At 63.9% G+C, this 16,703-nt stretch carries 18 protein-coding genes; 5 read left to right on the top strand and 13 right to left on the bottom strand.

Annotated features, from left to right (window positions below):
- Positions 1-11 precede the first annotated feature (11 nt).
- The 6 genes from ACO2Q4_RS05595 to ACO2Q4_RS05620 form a co-directional block, all read right to left on the bottom strand.
- On the bottom strand, positions 12-674 hold the full coding sequence (locus ACO2Q4_RS05595; RefSeq protein ID WP_423317914.1) for an amino acid ABC transporter permease: 663 nt from the start codon (positions 672-674) through the stop codon (positions 12-14).
- A gap of 26 nt (positions 675-700) precedes the next feature.
- Positions 701-1,522, bottom strand: a complete 822-nt coding sequence (locus ACO2Q4_RS05600) for an aldo/keto reductase (protein WP_395135290.1) — start codon at positions 1,520-1,522, stop codon at positions 701-703.
- The gene (locus ACO2Q4_RS05605; protein WP_423317917.1) at positions 1,519-2,352 is read right to left on the bottom strand and encodes a sugar phosphate isomerase/epimerase family protein; all 834 of its coding nucleotides are present in this window, start codon (positions 2,350-2,352) and stop codon (positions 1,519-1,521) included. Before ACO2Q4_RS05605 ends, ACO2Q4_RS05600 begins: the two co-directional genes overlap by 4 nt.
- The gene (locus tag ACO2Q4_RS05610; RefSeq protein WP_423317919.1) at positions 2,349-3,416 is read right to left on the bottom strand and encodes a Gfo/Idh/MocA family protein; all 1,068 of its coding nucleotides are present in this window, start codon (positions 3,414-3,416) and stop codon (positions 2,349-2,351) included. Before ACO2Q4_RS05610 ends, ACO2Q4_RS05605 begins: the two co-directional genes overlap by 4 nt.
- Complete coding sequence (gene aroQ / locus ACO2Q4_RS05615) at positions 3,413-3,847, bottom strand: type II 3-dehydroquinate dehydratase (RefSeq protein WP_311758019.1); 435 nt, start codon at positions 3,845-3,847, stop codon at positions 3,413-3,415. The genes ACO2Q4_RS05610 and aroQ overlap by 4 nt, the downstream gene beginning before the upstream one ends.
- Before the next feature lie 84 nt (positions 3,848-3,931).
- Positions 3,932-4,762: a transporter substrate-binding domain-containing protein gene (locus ACO2Q4_RS05620; protein WP_423317922.1), complete on the bottom strand. Its 831-nt coding sequence runs from the start codon at positions 4,760-4,762 to the stop codon at positions 3,932-3,934.
- A 181-nt stretch (positions 4,763-4,943) separates the two neighbouring features.
- Here ACO2Q4_RS05620 and ACO2Q4_RS05625 point away from each other — a divergent pair, with 181 nt between their 5' ends.
- Entirely contained in the window at positions 4,944-5,606 is a 663-nt protein-coding gene (locus ACO2Q4_RS05625; RefSeq protein WP_423317924.1) for a TetR/AcrR family transcriptional regulator, read from the top strand.
- On the opposite strand, the gene ACO2Q4_RS05630 is transcribed toward ACO2Q4_RS05625, so the two are convergent.
- Both ACO2Q4_RS05630 and ACO2Q4_RS05635 read right to left on the bottom strand, forming a co-directional pair.
- Positions 5,569-6,510, bottom strand: coding sequence for an NAD-dependent epimerase/dehydratase family protein (locus ACO2Q4_RS05630; protein WP_423317926.1), 942 nt, complete (start codon positions 6,508-6,510; stop codon positions 5,569-5,571). The two genes, ACO2Q4_RS05625 and ACO2Q4_RS05630, sit on opposite strands and share 38 nt — an antisense overlap.
- A complete protein-coding gene (locus ACO2Q4_RS05635; RefSeq protein ID WP_423317928.1) occupies positions 6,507-7,205 on the bottom strand; it encodes a hypothetical protein in 699 nt (232 codons plus the stop codon). Before ACO2Q4_RS05635 ends, ACO2Q4_RS05630 begins: the two co-directional genes overlap by 4 nt.
- Positions 7,206-7,333: 128 nt before the next feature.
- Between ACO2Q4_RS05635 and ACO2Q4_RS05640 the strand changes: the two genes are divergently transcribed.
- Positions 7,334-8,074 carry an SDR family NAD(P)-dependent oxidoreductase gene (locus tag ACO2Q4_RS05640; RefSeq protein ID WP_311758024.1) on the top strand — a complete coding sequence of 247 codons (741 nt, stop codon included), beginning with the start codon at positions 7,334-7,336 and terminating at the stop codon, positions 8,072-8,074.
- 11 nt (positions 8,075-8,085) lie between these two features.
- A complete protein-coding gene (locus ACO2Q4_RS05645; RefSeq protein ID WP_423317930.1) occupies positions 8,086-8,904 on the top strand; it encodes a sugar phosphate isomerase/epimerase family protein in 819 nt (272 codons plus the stop codon).
- Here ACO2Q4_RS05645 and ACO2Q4_RS05650 read toward each other — a convergent pair whose 3' ends face one another.
- The 5 genes from ACO2Q4_RS05650 to ACO2Q4_RS05670 form a co-directional block, all read right to left on the bottom strand.
- The gene (locus tag ACO2Q4_RS05650) at positions 8,905-9,609 is read right to left on the bottom strand and encodes a GntR family transcriptional regulator (RefSeq protein ID WP_311758026.1); all 705 of its coding nucleotides are present in this window, start codon (positions 9,607-9,609) and stop codon (positions 8,905-8,907) included.
- A gap of 125 nt (positions 9,610-9,734) precedes the next feature.
- Positions 9,735-10,601: a glycine betaine ABC transporter substrate-binding protein gene (locus ACO2Q4_RS05655; protein WP_311758027.1), complete on the bottom strand. Its 867-nt coding sequence runs from the start codon at positions 10,599-10,601 to the stop codon at positions 9,735-9,737.
- 68 nt (positions 10,602-10,669) lie between these two features.
- Positions 10,670-11,563 carry an ABC transporter permease gene (locus ACO2Q4_RS05660; RefSeq protein WP_423317933.1) on the bottom strand — a complete coding sequence of 298 codons (894 nt, stop codon included), beginning with the start codon at positions 11,561-11,563 and terminating at the stop codon, positions 10,670-10,672.
- A gap of 21 nt (positions 11,564-11,584) precedes the next feature.
- A complete protein-coding gene (gene proV, locus ACO2Q4_RS05665) occupies positions 11,585-12,772 on the bottom strand; it encodes a glycine betaine/L-proline ABC transporter ATP-binding protein ProV (RefSeq protein ID WP_423317935.1) in 1,188 nt (395 codons plus the stop codon).
- 251 nt (positions 12,773-13,023) lie between these two features.
- Positions 13,024-13,263: a hypothetical protein gene (locus ACO2Q4_RS05670; RefSeq protein WP_311758030.1), complete on the bottom strand. Its 240-nt coding sequence runs from the start codon at positions 13,261-13,263 to the stop codon at positions 13,024-13,026.
- A gap of 235 nt (positions 13,264-13,498) precedes the next feature.
- Between ACO2Q4_RS05670 and ACO2Q4_RS05675 the strand changes: the two genes are divergently transcribed.
- Together ACO2Q4_RS05675 and ACO2Q4_RS05680 are read left to right on the top strand one after the other, a co-directional pair.
- Positions 13,499-14,710, top strand: a complete 1,212-nt coding sequence (locus ACO2Q4_RS05675) for an efflux RND transporter periplasmic adaptor subunit (protein ID WP_423317937.1) — start codon at positions 13,499-13,501, stop codon at positions 14,708-14,710.
- Positions 14,711-14,713: 3 nt separating this feature from the next.
- On the top strand, positions 14,714-16,648 hold the full coding sequence (locus ACO2Q4_RS05680) for a MacB family efflux pump subunit (protein ID WP_423317939.1): 1,935 nt from the start codon (positions 14,714-14,716) through the stop codon (positions 16,646-16,648).
- Positions 16,649-16,703 lie beyond the last annotated feature (55 nt).

Genomic DNA, 16,703 nt, shown 5'->3' on the forward strand with positions numbered 1-16,703 from the left:
TCGTCCTCCGTTCAGCGGTCAGGATAGTTGAAGGCACGCCGCCCGATGGCTGCGAGCGCCCACATCGTGATCAGCGAAATCACGAGATAGATCATGGTCAGCGTGAAATAGACTTCGAAGCTGCGGAAGGTTTCGGCCTCGATGCGCTGCCCGACCGAGGTCAACTCATAGGCCGAGATCGAGGTGCAGATCGCCGTGGTCAGGGTCAGCAGGATGAACTGACTGGACAGCGAGGGATAGATCGCCTTCAGCGCGGGCTTCAGGACGATCATGCGGAACACCTCGCCCCTGTGAAGCCCCAGCGCAAGCCCGGCTTCGGTCTGGCCCTTCGGAATGCTTTCGACACCGCCCCGGATGATCTCGATCGCATAGGCGCCGCCATTCAGCCCAAGTGCCAGGATTGCCGTCACCGTGGGGTTCAGGCGGATGCCGGCCAGTGGCAAGGCGAAGAAGATGAAATAGATCTGCACCAGGAACGGCGTATTGCGGATGATTTCGACAAAAGCCGTCACAAGGAAGCTGGAGAGCCGCCTTTGGGCGCGCAGGATCGCGACCCCGCCCACGCCGATGATCATGGCAAGGATCATGCCGCAGACGGCCAGCAGCATCGTGCCCAGCACCCCGTAAAACAGGGCTGGCCAGGCATTCGCCACCACGCTGAAATCAAGTGTCATCTGCCCCTCCCCCTTGGCATATGGACCTATTCATCCCATTCCGGTTCCCAGTCGAAGCGCGAGAACCGTTCGCCCCGCGCCAGACCGTGAATGGCGCGCATATCCTCGTCATCCAGCTCGAAGTCGAAGATCTGAAGGTTCGCGCGCATGTTTTCGGGCCGGGAAGAACGCGGGATCGCGCCGACATGGTCCTGCTGGACCAGCCAGCGCAGCGTGACCTGCCCGGCGGATTTCCCGTGCTTCGCCCCGATCCGGTTCAGCAGGTCGGACTGGAATACCTTGCCCCGCGCGATCGGCTGATAGGCATTCAGCAGCATGTCGGCGCGGCGCATCCGTGCCAGCAGCTTCTCCTGCGAAAGATAGGGGTGATACTCGACCTGGTTGCAAAACAGATCGGCCTTGTGCACGTCCAGCGCCTCGTCAAGAAGCGCCACGGTGAAGTTGCTGACGCCGATCAGGCGCGTGCGCCCCCGCGCGCGCTCCTCGGCAAATGCGGCGAGTGTTTCACCCAACGGAACCTCGCGCGTCGGCCAGTGGACCAGAAGCAGGTCCACCTGATCGAAACCAAGCCGGTCAAGGCTTTCGTCCAGCCGCGCGTGGATGTTGCCGGGCGCAAGGTTGTCGAACCAGATCTTGGTGGTAACGAATAGCTCGTCCCGCGCCACGCCCGAGGCGCGGATCGCGCGGCCAACCTCGCGTTCGTTGCCGTAGCGGATGGCGGTGTCGATCTGGCGATAGCCCATCTCGATGGCCGCGCGGATCGCGTCCTCACCGGCGCTGCCGACCAGCTCGAAGGTTCCAAAGCCAAGGGCGGGGATCCTTTCGCCGCGAATAGTCTTCCACATCATGACCGGGCCCCTTTCCGGACAGGTTGCGGGTCCAGCACGTGCAGCGCTGCTTCACGCAGCAGGCCTGCCCATGCCTCGGGTGTCATGCCCGCCGATTGGCGGTCATTCGGAACCTCGACCGCGACGGGCAGATCGGCGGGCAGCGCCGCGAAGATCGCGCCAAGGTCGATCCCGCCCTGTCCCGGCACCAGCCTTTCGTGCCGGGCAGCAAAGTTCAGCGCATCGCGGGTCGACGGAATTTCGGCGGGGCCGTCGCAGATCTGGCCATAGTTCAACCACTCACGCGGAATGGCCGCGATCTCTGCCGGGGTGACACGGGCGCGAGAGACGTGCAGCGCATCGACGATCACGCCCTGATTGGGCTGGCCAGCGGCGCGCAGGACCCGCAGCGCGGCGGCAAGGTCCGCCAGATCGGACTGCGGCATGAATTCAAGGTCGGCAGACAGGGCAAACGGGGCCGCTGCCTCGCAAAGCGCCACAAATGAAGCGGTCAGGCGCGCCTCATCCGGGTCATCGCCAGCAACCAGAATGGCGCGGGCGCCCAGATCGGCCGAGGCTTCAAGGAAGGGCAGATATGCCCCGGCGCTGAAATCCGGGGCCAGGCGGATCATCTCGACGTCAAAGACCCCGATGCCGCTGTCGTCAAGCTGGCGGCGCAGTGCCCGGCGACGGATGCCATCCTCCATCAGCGGAAAAGCGATCCCGCCGGGCGCCGCGGGCAGCATCCGCAGGCCGACGAAATCATAGCCGGTTGCCGCCGCGACCCGGGCCGCCTTTTCGGGGGGCGCAGACAGGCAGGACAGGAAGGAAAGTGACAGGGCGCGGTTCATGCGACGGCCCTTTGTCCGGCGGTGGCCAGCATCTCGTCCAGCGTGACGGTGCGGTCCTCGCGCGCGGCCATTTCGACGGCCAGGGTGGCGGCCAGCGTCGCCAGCCCGTCGCGGGCCGAGATCAGCGGCGCCGCTTCGCGCCGGATCACCGCAAGGAAATGGTCGAGCTGATTGACATAGGTGCGCGATCCATCGCCGGGGCGATGTTCGCGCAGCAGGGGATGCTGCCAGTGGTGGTCCTGTTCGGCGTGACGCCACAGATACATGTCGGACACCGACAGCGCCGCCTTGCGTCCGGCGATGAACAGGCACGGTCCGGGCTGCGACGGATGATAAAGGGCCTGGCCCGAGCAATATTCCCAAGCCCACGGACTGACCGCGGCATCCGAGATGACGAAGCTGCCGAGCACGCCATTGCGAAAGCGGATGGCGATGCTGGCCGTGTCCTCGACCGCAAAACCCCGAACCGCCGACGAGGTGAAGGCACGCACGCTTTCGATCTCTCCGACCAAGTGGCGGAGCGCGTCGATGTCGTGGATCAGGTTGATGAGCAGCGGCCCGCCACCCGGCTGGCGACGCCATTCCGCCTGGAAATAGGGCTCGGGCTTGTCAAACAGAGTCATCCCGTTGACGGCGACCAGGTCGCCAAGTTCGCCAGCGGCGATGCTTTTCTTGGCCGCGCGGATATCGGGGCTGTGCCGGCGGTGATGGCCGACCAGTACCGGGACACCCCTGCCCTCGGACGCCTCGGCGATGCGCGCTCCGGCGGTGACGGTATCCGCCACCGGCTTTTCGACCAGGCTGGCAATGCCGCGATCGATGCAGGCCAAAGCCGCGGCTTCGTGGAGGCGATTGGGCAGGGCGATGATCGCACCGTCGGGACGGGTCTTGTCCAGCGCCTCGACGTAATCGGAGAAATGCGGAACGGAAAGCCGCTCGGCAAGTGCCTTCCCCTCGGGCGAGGGATCACAGATGGCGGCCAGTTCCGCGCCCGGATGGGCCTGGATCAGTTCGGCATGTTCGCGGCCGATCAGGCCGGCACCCAGCAAGGCAATGCGGATCATTGGGTCCACTCCTTCATCGCCCGCAGGGCAAGCCGGTATCCAAAGGCGCCGAAGCCCGCCATGACCGCGGTGGCCGTGCGCGAAACCAGCGATTTGTGATAGATCTCTTCGCGCTGATGCACGTTCGAGATGTGGAGTTCGATCTTCGGCTTGTCGAAGGTCTTCAGCGCGTCAAGGATCGCGATCGAGGTGAAGGTATATCCGGCCGGGTTGATGACGATGCCGTCGGCCTGAGTCCGGGCCTCATGGATCCACTGAATGATCTCGCCTTCGAAATTTGACTGGCGGAAGACGACCTCCAGCCCCAGTTCGGCGGCATCGGCCTCGCACCATTCGCGGATCTGGTCCAGCGTGATGTGGCCGTAAATCTCGGGCTCGCGCTGACCCAGAAGGTTCAGGTTCGGGCCGTTCAGGACATAGATCTTTCGCATCGTCAGCCTTCGCACATGTTCGGTCGGCTGGCAGCCGCATCGTGCGGCTGCCATCGTTCTTGTCACCAGCACGGGGCCGGTCGATTATTGGACGGTATAGGGGACGCCTTCGAGCGAGGCGGGGAATTGCGGCAACCCGGCCCCCAGCCATTTCTGGCTGATCGCCTCAAGCCGGCCGTCGGCCTTGATCTTCTGGATGAAAGCGTTCAGCCAGTCGTTCGCTTCCTTGTCGCCGGGCTTGGTGGCAACGCCCATCCACTGCTCCTGGAAGACGACCTTCTGTTCGAAGTCGTTGCCCGGCGCAGCCTTGTCGAGGTTGATCTTGTAGGTGGTGTTGCCCCCGATCGCATCGACCTGACCCGAGACGAGCGCCTGCATGGTCGAGCTGTCATCGTCAAAGCGGCGGATGTTCGGCACGTCGCCCAGAAGCTTGGTGATGGCCGTGTCCTGCGCCGCGCCGCGCGGAACGCCGATGTTCATGCTGCGCGCATCCTCGATCGTCTCGATCTTGTTCTTGGCGCTGGACAGCAGGATGATCTTCAGCCCGGCATAGGGTTCGGTGAACTGCACGACCTTGGCGCGTTCGGGATACATGCCCATCACGGCCATCTGAAGGTCGACCTTGCCGGTCAGCAGGTTGGGAATGCGCGCGGCGACCGCTCCCGGAACAAACTCGACCTTGACGCCAAGCTCCTCGGCAATCAGGCGGGCCACGTCGACGTCATAGCCGATATTCTGACCGCTGGCATCGATCGAACCCCAGGGCGCCTGTTCGCCCATGACGCCGATGCGGACGACGCCGGCTTCCTTGATCTTTTCCAGTGTCTGGGCTTCTGCGTGCGAGCCGAAGCCCGCCAACCCCATCGCGGCAACCAGTCCAAGCGCGGCTGCGCGGAACGAGAATTTCAACGTCATTCTTCCTCCCCAGAAATTGAGACGACCTGTGTTGGGAACCCGCGCGGTCAACGATGGCCCGCGCAGTTGCTTATCGGGCGAATCCTCCATTCGCTCCTCTGTGTTAATCAACTAGTTGGTTAATGTCAACGACCGCGCTAGGATGATCCTGCTTCCAAAGCAAGGACGCGAGGCGGATGACATGACCAACAGCATTGATCTGAATGAAGAAACCAAGGTTGTTCCGGGGGAACGCGCCCCTGAACGGCGCCGTCGCGCCCTGCTTGATTCGGCGATCGAGGAGTTTTCGACCTTCGGCCTTGGTGGGGCCAGGGTCGATCGGATCGCGAATCGCGCCCGGACGAACAAGGCGATGGTCTATCATTACTTCGGCAGCAAGGAGGACCTTTACCTTGCTGCGCTTCGTGACATCTACGCCGGTATCCGCAAGGCAGAGATGGCGCTGGACCTCAACCCGGAGCGTCCCGAAGAAGCCGTGACGCGGCTGATCGAGTTCACCTTCCGCTATTACATCGAACATCCGGCCTTCGTTCGCATCATCAATACCGAGAACCTGCACGGCGCGGCCCATCTCAAGGCGACGCGGGACATGACCGAGTTGAACCGGACGATACTGGATCAATTGGGTGCCATACTCGACCGCGGGGTCGAACTGGGCGTCTTTCGACCCGGAATCGATGTGCTGGATCTGTACATCTCGATCTCTGCCCTTGGTTTCACCTATGTTTCGAACCGCCATACGCTTGAAGTCCTGTTCGGCCGCGAATTGCTGGCAGCCGAGCGCGCCGAGGAGCGGTTGCGCACCATCACCGAGATGATCCTTCGCTATCTGCGGGCGGATTGACCGCCACGGATTGAAGTTCGCGATAATGCGCGACGGTCTGGGCGATGCCTTCGGAAAGCGACGTACGACGCGCGGGCCCCAGCAGATGTGCAAAGGACACGTCGCGAATTTCGGGCGCCATCGGCACTTCGGGGCCCGCAAAATCGATCCTGGCCCCCGGCACTTCCGTTAGGATCGCGGCGACAATTTCGGGCAGGTCGGCAGTGCCACCGGTCAGGGGAAAGACATGTGCCCCATCGGCGCTCGATGTGGCCGCGGCGGCAAAGGCCGCAGCGACGTCGCCGACGAAGACCAGATCCTGGGGACCGGAGTAGCCGATGGTATAGGAACGACCCGCGACCGCTTCGCGGCAGGCAAGGGTGGGACCGGCGGTCAGCCCGACCTCGCGGCCCGGACCATAGACAATGGTGGGACGGAACCCGATGCTGGCGATCCCTTCGTCCAGCCAATAGGCGCGGGCCGATGCTTCACAGGCCAGCTTGAACGCCCCGTACTGCGTGACGGGATGGGGAACGGCGCCATCGTCGGGACCAAAGACCGCCGCGCTGCTGGCATAGACCACGCGGCGGATGCCCTGTGCGCGGGCCGCCTGAAACACGTTCAGCGTGCCGATCACGTTCACCTGCGCGCCAAGCACCGGGTCTTGCCGACACGCCGGGGTCAACAGCGCAGCCAGATGAATGATCGCCGTGCAATCGCGCGCCGCGTCCAGCAGGGCGTTGGCATCGGTGATGTCACCCTGCACCCATTCCACCCGTCCGGCTTCGGCACCCGCAATCTCATGCAGCACACGGCGGTCGGTCGAGCGGTCGAAGATGCGGATCGCATGCCCCTGCCCCGCCAGTTCGCGCAGGATCCATGCCCCAAGAAAGCCGGCACCGCCGGTGATCAGGAAACGGCTCATGCCGCACCCTCCATGTCTTCCGAGGTCAGGGTAAAAGCCACATCATACAGGTTGATCTCAGCCCCGGTCAGCAGGCCCGTCTGAAGTGCAAGGTCGCGCGCGCGGCCAACTGAGGCGACCAATCCGGGCCGGGACGATCCTTCGACCAGCAGCACCGCGTCGAAACCCTTCTCGGCCATTTCCGAGCGGATTTCCGTTTCGCGCGTGCGGACGGAGGAGACTTCGGCCCGTGCCACACCCAGATGGACGGCCGCAACGCCGGGCAGTGACAGGATCGCATCGACCAGCGGCTGTGCCCCCTGTTCAAGCCCGCTTTCGCCCCGTTCACCGGAAAAGGCGAAGCGTATGGTGGCCATGGCCCCACCATCGCCAAGCCCGGCATGAGCGATGCGGCGGCAGGCGATGCGCAGGAAATTCTGGAAACTCGGCGCCACGTCCGAGGTCCAGGGGGTCGGATTGTTCAGACGCTCCAGATAGGCGGGCGAACGGAAGACCTCGACATCTTCTCCCGCATAGATGGTGCCGAAGACATAGCGCGCGGCATCGCGATCATGCAGGCGCTTTCCGGTGCGAAAGCCGGGGATCGACAGTCGTTCGGGCATGTGCTCACGCGTGTGCCACTCGATGTAGTTTTCATGCGCGCCCTCGGCAATGTCATGCCAGATCGCCAGGAATGCGCCGCCCTTCAGTCCCATTCGGTATCCTCCGTCCCTTGATGTCGCGCTTGACAGGCCGCCTCCCCGCGCGCCAGTTAGGCTACTAGGATGTTAGTTGGCCGTCTTGTCAAGAACGATGAGTCGGAACGACCGGAGGGAGGGAAATCATGCAGACGCAGGAAACGCCGCGCGTGGCGATCGTGACCGGGGGGGCCGGGGGACTGGGCCTGCCCATTGCCCAAAGGTTGGCGGAAAAGGGCCATAAGGTCGCGATCTGGGACCTTGACGCCGAACGCGCCGAAACCGCCGCGGCGGGACTTCCGGGCGCGCGCGGGTATGCCGTCGACGTCACCGACCGGGACGCCGTGAATGCGGCGACCACCCGCGTGGTCGCGGATATGGGCCCGCTTGGGATTCTTGTGACCAGCGCGGGCCATAACGGACCGCTGGCCCCCTTTGCCGACTATCCGCAAGAGGGGTGGGATTTCGTCATGTCGCTGAACCTGAACGCGGTGTTCCACTGCTGTCAGGCCGGCGTTCGCGAGATGCTGAAGACCGGTTATGGACGCATCGTCAACATCTCCTCGATTGCGGGGAAAGAGGGCAACCCGAATGCCGTCGCCTACTCCGCCTCCAAGGCTGGCGTGATCGGGCTGACGAAATCGGTCGGACGAGAGCTTGCGACGACCGGGATCCGGGTGAACTGCGTCGCCCCCGCCGCAATCGAGACCGAGATGATGCAGCAGCTGACGCCGGAGTTCCGGGCCTATGTCACCTCGAAAATCCCCGTGGGCCGTCTGGGCCGCGCGGATGAGGTTGCAGCGCTGGTCGCCTGGCTGGCATCCGAGGAATGCTCGTTCTCGACCGGGGCCGTCTTTGACGTCTCTGGCGGCCGCGCGACGTATTGAGGAGACAGGGGATGTATGCAGATCACCGGCTTTCGCTCGCCTATCTCACGGTCCAGGGTTGCCCGCCTTTGGATCACGTTCGCGCCGCAGCGGCCGCGGGTTACGACTCGGCCGGGTTGCGGCTGATCGCACCCCTTGGTCTGGACCTCGCCCATCCGATCGTGGGCGACAAGGCACTGATCGGACGGTTGAAAAGCCTTTCCGCGGAGCTGGGTGTCGACTTCCTTGACGGAGAAGTCTTTACCCTGACCCCGGCTACAGATGTCCGTGAATGGCAGGCAGTGCTGGAAACTGCCGCAGAGTTGTCCATGCCGCTCATGCAGATCACGTCAGAGGATCCCGACCGCAACCGCGCTGCGGACAACCTGGCCCGTATCGCCGGCATGGGCGCGGATCACGGCATCGCCATGGCGATCGAGTTCATGCGCTGGCGCACCGCCGCGACGATCGAGGATGCGGCGGAACTGGCCGGGCTTTCAGGGGCACGGAATGTCGGCATCCTGCTTGACGCGCTGCATCTGTCGCGGTCGGGCGGCTCGCCTGCGGCCGTCGCCGCCCTTCCCTCCGACCTGATCCTGTATCTGCAACTGTGCGATGCCGGGGCGGAGATGCCAGCCGACGATCCGTCATGCATCGCCGAGGCACGCGGCGGGCGCCTGCAACCGGGCACCGGCGCGCTGTGGTTGCGCGAATTGATGGACGTTCTGCCTGCGGATATTGCGATCAGCGTCGAGACCCCGAACAGCGCCGATCATGCGCTGGACTTCATCCAGAAGGCACAAAAAGGGATGGATTTCAGCCGCCGCTTCCTTGCTTCGCTTGGGCGATAGTCAGTCCTCCAGCGGTCCGATGCCCTCCAGCACCGGGCCGCGCCCTGGCCGTGGCCCCACTGGCCATTCTTCCTTGAACCGGTCGGCCATCTTCAGAATGTGCTCGCCCAGCAGATCGCTTGCCCCGGCAAGGTCGCCCTGTTCTAGCAACGCGATGATCTGGAAATGCTCGGCGCTGGCGCGTTCCTGCGTGGGCGAGACGGCGCGATGCGAACGCAGTGCGGCGACCTTGCCGGCCACCATGCGATAGGCATCCAGCAAATAGGAATTCTCGCAATTCTCGATCATCGCGTCGTGATAGGCCATGTCGGCGCGCGCCGCCGCCAGCGTATCGCCCACATCCAGCGCCTTGCGCATCGCGTCGGCCGCATCCCCCATCGCAGCGAGGGTCACGCGGCGCTTTTCCCGGAACGCCAGATGCAACATCTCGACTTCGATCAGGCGCCGAAACTGGGCCAGATCTTCAATGTCGCGTGCGGTCGGCCAGAAGACAAAGCTGCCGCGCTGCGGCCGGACCACGATCAGACCTTGCTGTTCAAGGGCGGCGAAGGCCTTGCGAACCGGACTGCGGCTGACCCCCAGGCTAAGCGCCAGCTTGTCCTCGGACAAAAGCTGGCCCAGCTGCAGCTCTCCGTCCATGATGGCCCGGCGCAGGCGCTCAGTGATCCGCTCAGTCAGGAAGCCGCGAATACGGGGTTCGACCATCGGATCTCTCGTTGATGGCGGATGTTACCCTTGGGACACTAGTATGTCATGACTGCCGCGGCAAGATCCGCGCCGCGGCCGATGGCTTGGGCGACGCGACGGGATCCGCCGCGCCGCGAAACGGATCAGCTTTCGCCAAGCCATTCCTTGATCCGGTCGGGATGGTCGGTGACAAATTTCTCGACCGCGGCCTCATACGAGGTTTCCTGAGCCTCGAACATGCCTGCCTCCAGTTCATCGATGGGCAGTTTCATCCGCGACAGGAAGGCCGCAACTTCGGGGTGGTCCGCCTTGAAATCCTTCGCGGCAAGGATGTTGACGGTCTCGGCCTCGCCCAGCGAGCCCTTGGGATCGTCGATATAGCGCAGGTCATACTTGCCGAACATCCAATGCGGGCTCCAGGCGGTCGCGACGAACCATTTCTTGGAGCGCATGGCCCGATCCACCGTGGTCAGCATCCCGGCCTCGCTGGAGATCTGCAGCTGATAGTCCAGCCCGTAATCGCTGACCGCCTGCTGCGAAAGCCGCGTCAGGCCGGCGCCGGGATCGATGCCCTGAACCACGCCGCCCAGCTTTTCCTTGACCTCGTCCTTCTTCAGATCCTCGATCGACGAAATCTCGCTTTCGGGGACATAGGCGGGAACGACCCAGCCCAGCTTCGCGCCGTCATAGATGACGCCAAGATTTTCGACGTCATCCTTGACCCGCGCGTAATAGTCGGCATGGGTTTCGGGTAGCCAGGCCATCATCATCAGGTCGATATCGCCGCGCGTCAGGCCCTGATACAGCGGCGCGATGTCGGTCTGGACCAGCTCGACCTTGGTGTCCAGGTTGTCCTGGATGACCTTCTGGGCCAGTTTGGTGACGAATTCCGCGTCGGACCAGGCGGACCAGCCGATCTTGACCGGCTCGCCGCCTTGGGCAAACGCGCCGGTGGCAGAGGCGCCTGCCGTCACGGCGGCCAGCGCAAGGGTTCTGAAAGTCTTGAACATGTGTTCTCCTTGTTTGGTTCAGGAGTTCGGGCGACGCGGACCAGGCGCCACCACTGGGTTCGGCAGGGTCACTTGCGGGCGGGTTCACCCACCAGCGGCACATCGGCCGAGCGAAGGGAAAGGCGACGGAAGAAACCCGACCCGCCCTTGCCAAAGCTTTGCGTGATACGGTCCAGGATCACGGCAAGGATGACGACGGCAAGGCCGCCCTCGAACCCTGCGCCGACATCCAGCCGCTGGATGCCGGTCAGGACGTGATTGCCAAGCCCGCCCGCTCCGATCATCGAGGCGATGACGACCATCGACAGCGACAGCATGATGGTCTGGTTCACCCCCGCCATGATCGAGGCCATCGCGTTCGGCAACTGCACCTTGAACAGCAATTGCGAGGGGGTGCAGCCGAAGGCCAGACCCGCCTCGACATATTCGGAATCGACCTGACGGATGCCCAGGTTGGTCAGGCGTACGACCGGAGGCATCGCGAAGATCACCGTCGCAATGGTTCCCGGCACCACGCCAAGTCCAAAGAACATGGCCGCCGGGATCAGGTAGACAAAGGCGGGCATCGTCTGCATCAGGTCAAGGATCGGCCTGACCAGCGACGCCGCGCGTTCAGAGCGGGCCATGCCGATGCCCAGCGGAATGCCCAGCACCACCGCGATCAGCGTGGCCGACAGGACCAGCGCGAGAGTCTGCATCATGCCCTGCCACAGACCCATGTGATGGACCAGCGACAGCGCAAGCAGCGCAAAGACCGCGAATTTCCACCCGACGCGCCATAGCGACAGCAGCGCAAGGATAGCGATGCCCGCAAGCGGCGGGACCGCAACCAGCAGGTTTTCGACCCCGTTCGCGACAAAGCCGATCGCCGCGGCGATCGCGTCCAGCGCAGGGGTGAAATTGTCCAGAATGTAATTGACGACCATGTCGGCGCCCTGGCCGACACTGAAATCCAGCTTCATGATTTATCCGTTCCGTTCGGCTCAACCGGCGCGGTCAAGGGTTTCAAGAAGCGAGGATTTGCTGATCGAGCCGATGTAGCGCCCATCCTCTTCAACGACCGGCAGGGGCCAGCGGCTTTCGGCGACGCGGCCCAGGATATTGGACAGCGGCTCGGACGCCGGGATCGGCTCACTTTCCCGCAGGAAGGCTTCGCGATAGGGATCCGGCGCATTCGCGCGCAGCTTCTCGACCAGCAAGTCCTGACCGATCATGCCGTGATAACGGCCGTCGCGCCCGACCAGCACGGCGAAGTCCAGGCTGGACCGTTCCATCTGCCGCAGCGCCGAAGCTGCCGAAACGCCCTGCCGCTCGATAATCGTCAGGCGACCCTTGCGGGCGATGTCGCGGGCCTTGAAGACCTGGCTGACATCGACATTGCGGAAGAACGACCGAACATAATCATTCGCCGGTTTCGAGACGATCTCGTCCGGGGTGCCGATCTGCACGATCCGGCCATGCTGCATGATGCAGATGCGATCACCGATGCGCATCGCCTCGTCGAGGTCATGGCTGACAAAGACGACAGTGCGACTGCTTTCGGCCTGCAGGCGCATCAGCTCATCCTGCATCTCGGTGCGGATTAGCGGGTCGAGCGCGGAAAACGCCTCGTCCATCAGCAGGACACCCGGTTCGCCGGCAAGCGCGCGGGCCAGACCGACGCGCTGCTTCATGCCGCCCGAAAGCTCGTCGGGACGGCTTTGGGCATAGGGTTTCAGGCCTACCGCCTCAAGCGCGGCCATCGCCTTGTCCTTGCGCTGCGCCTCGGGCATGCCCGAGACCTCAAGCCCGAAGGCCACGTTGTCCAGCACATTGCGGTTGGGCAGCAGGGCGAAGGACTGGAACACCATGCTCATCTCCCGGCGGCGCACCTCGATCAGGTCGCGCCGGGACATGCGCGTGATGTCCTGCCCTTCGATCTCGATGCTGCCGGAGGTCGGTTCGATCAGGCGGTTCAGCAACCGCAGCAACGTGGACTTGCCCGAACCCGACAAACCCATGATGACGAAAATCTCGCCCGAGTGGATTTCGAAACTGGCGTCATCGACGCCGATCGAGCATCCCGTGGTGGCGAGAATGTCGGTCTTGGCCTTTCCGGCCCTGGCCATTTTCAACGCATGGTCCGGCTCGTCGCCAAAGACCTTGTAGACGTTTCTTGCCCGAACTTTCACGCTGGGCGAACCAACGTGACCAGTCTGCAAATCTGTCAAAAGCTGACTCCAAATAATGATGGGCCCGCGTGTGCGACACGGGGCTACCTTGCGTGCTCTCCAGTGCGATCAAAGCGCGAAGGCAGAGCCCTCAAACGCGAACCGGATCATTCCGGCGATCAATGATGTGTGTGTTCAAGTATATAGCCTCAAGATCTGGTGTCCACCCGCCGGGACGGATTCCCGCCCAAAAGGGAAAACAGCCATCAACTTCAGACTGAAAGGGACGCCTTGATGCAGTCGCGCAGCGCCGCGGCGACCACGGGGTTCAGGACAAGATCGAGGGATAAACCCCGGTCATCGACAAGGCGAAACCGGACGTGATCCGGCCCGATCTCGGTCACGCTGAACGACACCGGAGACAGTTCGCGGACCGCAACGGACGCGCCTTCGTCGCGTGGAACGCCAAGCAGCATCCGCCGCTTGGCCAGGGCCAGTTCGCTGTCGGTCATATCGCATCCGATGCCATCGTCCTGAGCCGCATCTTGCCCGCATCACGCGTTTCCGCATCCGAAAATTTGTAAGGAATTGTTTCCCGCCCCCCGCCGGAAACACTTGCTTACAAATCGGCCTGCGGGGAAACACTTCCTTACCCTGCGGACCGCCCCCTGAAACGCGCGGACCCTATCTGGGCTTCAGTGGCGCCGCCAAGCGGACGCCTCTCGAACGGAAGTCTGGAAGGAAGGAATGATGCGCAGATACGCGACCCTTGTGCTGGTCGTCGCCGTCCTGCTGGTCGGGGGCATCGCACTGCGGTCGGCGGGCCTGACCCCCGGCAACGCCGCGACAGCGACCTATCTGACGGCCCCCGTCTTGCGCGGAGATGTCGAGGTCACGGTCATGGCCGAAGGCCAATTGAAGCCGGAGAAACTTGTCGCGGTCGGGGCGCAGGTCTCGGGGCGGATCACCTCGCTTGCGGTCACGCTGGGTCAGCAGGTGAAGGCGGGCGACCTGATTGCCGAGATCGACTCGGTCACGCAGGAAAATGCCCTGCGCACCGCCCAGGCGACGTTGGCGAATTATCAGGCGCAAAAGGACCAGCAGCAGGCGGTTCTGGCGCTGGCCGAAAAGACTTTGGCGCGGCAGGACAAGCTTTTGAAAAGCAACACGACCGCCCACAGCGACTACGACAGCGCCGAAGAGGCCGTCAGCGTCGCGACAGCCCAGATCGCCGGTCTTGACGCACAGATCGCGGGGGCGCAGGTCGCGATCGAGACCGCGCAGGCGAACCTGGGATATACCCGCATCACCGCCCCCAGCGATGGCACGGTGCTGGCGGTCGTGAACCAGGCGGGCCAGACGGTGAACGCAGTCCAGTCCTCGCCCACGATCGTCGTGCTGGGGCAGCTGGACCGGATGAATGTCCACGCCGAAATCTCGGAAGCCGATATCAGCCGCGTCGCCGTCGGGCAGAAGGTGCGCTTTCATCTGCTTGGAGATACCGGGCGCAGCTATGATTCCGTTCTGCAAGAGATCGCGCCCGCACCCGAAAGCATCGTGAACGACAGCGCCATCGACCCTGACAGCGCCTCGTCCTCCAGCAGCGAGGCGGTCTATTACACCGGCATCATTCCGGTCGAGAACCCGGACGGTGCGCTGCGCACCTATATGACGGCGCAGGTCAGCATCATTCTGGGCGAGGCCAGGGACACGCTGACCATCCCGTCCGCCGCGCTGGGAACGCCCTCCCAGGACGGACGCTATCCGGTCCGCGTCCTGGCCTCGGACGGCAAGGTCGAGACTCGCGAGATCGGGATCGGGCTGAACGACAAAGTCGTGGCACAGGTGGTGGCGGGGTTGGACGAGGGCGAGCAGGTCGTGACCGGAGAAGCCATGCAGGCCTCGGCCACGACCGGGAACACGGGCGGCATGATGGGCCCGCCCCCGATGGGAGGCTAGAACATGACCCCCTTGATCCGCCTTCAGGGCATCACCCGCAGCTATCCGTCCGGCGAAGGTGAATTGCAGGTGCTGCATGGCATCGATCTGGACATCGCGCAGGGCGAATTCGTCGCCATCATCGGCGCTTCCGGGTCCGGCAAATCGACGCTGATGAACGTCCTGGGTTGTCTGGACCGACCCAGCGCCGGCAGCTACCTGCTGGACGGGCGCGAGATCGCCGAACTGGGCAGCGGCGACCTGGCCGCCCTTCGGCGCGAATTCTTCGGCTTCGTGTTCCAGCGATACCATCTGCTGTCCGAAATGACGGCCCTGGGGAATGTCGAGGTGCCGGCCATCTATCGCGGCACACCCGCCGCGACCCGGCGCGGCCGGGCGGCGGCCCTTCTGGGGCGGCTCGGCATGGGCAGCCGCTTGGATCATCGCCCCGGACAGCTTTCGGGCGGGCAGCAGCAGCGGGTATCCATCGCGCGGGCGCTGGTCAACGATGCACGCGTGATCCTGGCCGATGAACCGACCGGCGCGTTGGACAGCCACAGCGGCGAGGAAGTGCTCTCGATCCTTGAAGAACTGAACGCCGAGGGACGCACCGTCATCATCGTCACGCACGATCCCAAGGTCGCGGCGCGCGCAAGGCGAGTGATCGAGATCGCCGACGGACGCATCCTGTCGGACCGGTCGACCCCCGGCCATACTCCGGCGGCCAAGATGACGCCGGATGCCGGAAAAGGCACGGTGCCCGTGCTGGGGCAATTGGCCGAGGCGCTGCGCATGGCCCTGCTGGCGATGCGTGCGCACAAGCTGCGCAGCTTCCTGACCATGCTGGGCATCATCATCGGCATCGCCTCGGTCGTATCGGTGGTGGCACTGGGCGAAGGTTCGCGTCAGCAGGTGCTGCGCAATATCTCGGACCTGGGCACGAACACGCTGCAGGTCTTTCCCGGCGAAAGCTTCGGGGACACGCGCTCGGGCCGGGTCACGACGCTGGTGCTTGAGGACGGAACACAGCTTGCCCGGCAATCCTATGTCGCCTCCGTCAGCCCGACCGTCAGCAGTTCGCAGACCCTGCGTTACGGGGCGACCGAAGCGACCGCCCAGATCAGCGGCGTGGGCGAGCAGTATTTCGACGTCGCGGGTATTACCCTGACGCAGGGACGCAGTTTCGACGCGGCGGATGTCGCCCGCATGAGCCAGGACGTCGTCATCGATCAAAACACCCGCCAGAGCCTGTTTTCCGAAGAAGACCCGATGGGCAAGGTGGTGATGGCGGGCAAAGTGCCGCTGCGGGTAGTCGGCGTCGCCAAGGCCAGCCAGCGCGGTCCGGGCGGAAGCACCAGCCTGACGATCTATGCCCCCTACAGTACCGTTCAGGCCCGCTATCTTGGTTCGACCAGTGTCAGCGGGTTGACACTGCGGATCGCTGATGACGTGGATATGGCCCTTGCCCAGCAATCCGTCACCGAATTCCTGACGCTTCGCCACGGCAGCAAGGACTTCTTCATCATCAACAACGACCAGATCCGCGCCACCATCACCAGCACGACCGAGACCATGACCATCCTGATCGCGGCAATCGCCGTGATCTCTCTTCTGGTCGGGGGGATCGGGGTCATGAACATCATGCTGGTCTCGGTCACCGAGCGGATTTCCGAAATCGGCCTGCGCATGGCGGTGGGTGCCAGACGGTCGGATATCCGTGCGCAATTCCTGATCGAGGCGGTGCTGGTCTGCCTGATCGGCGGGGTTGCGGGCGTCATGGCCGCGCTTGGCTTCGGTCTGATCTTCGAACAGGTCGGAAGCAGTTTCCAGCCGGTCTATTCCGCTGCCTCGATCATCGCGGCCATGGCCAGTTCCTGCGGCATCGGGCTGGTCTTCGGCTATCTTCCGGCGGTGAACGCCTCGCGCCTTGATCCGGTCGCGGCTCTTTCCGTGGGCTGAACGAAAACGGCGGCCGGGATGACCGGCCGCCGCAATTCGTCCAAGGGTACCGCGT

This window comes from Paracoccus sp. KR1-242 (genome assembly GCF_049446195.1).
Classification (GTDB): Bacteria; Pseudomonadota; Alphaproteobacteria; order Rhodobacterales; family Rhodobacteraceae; genus Paracoccus; species Paracoccus broussonetiae.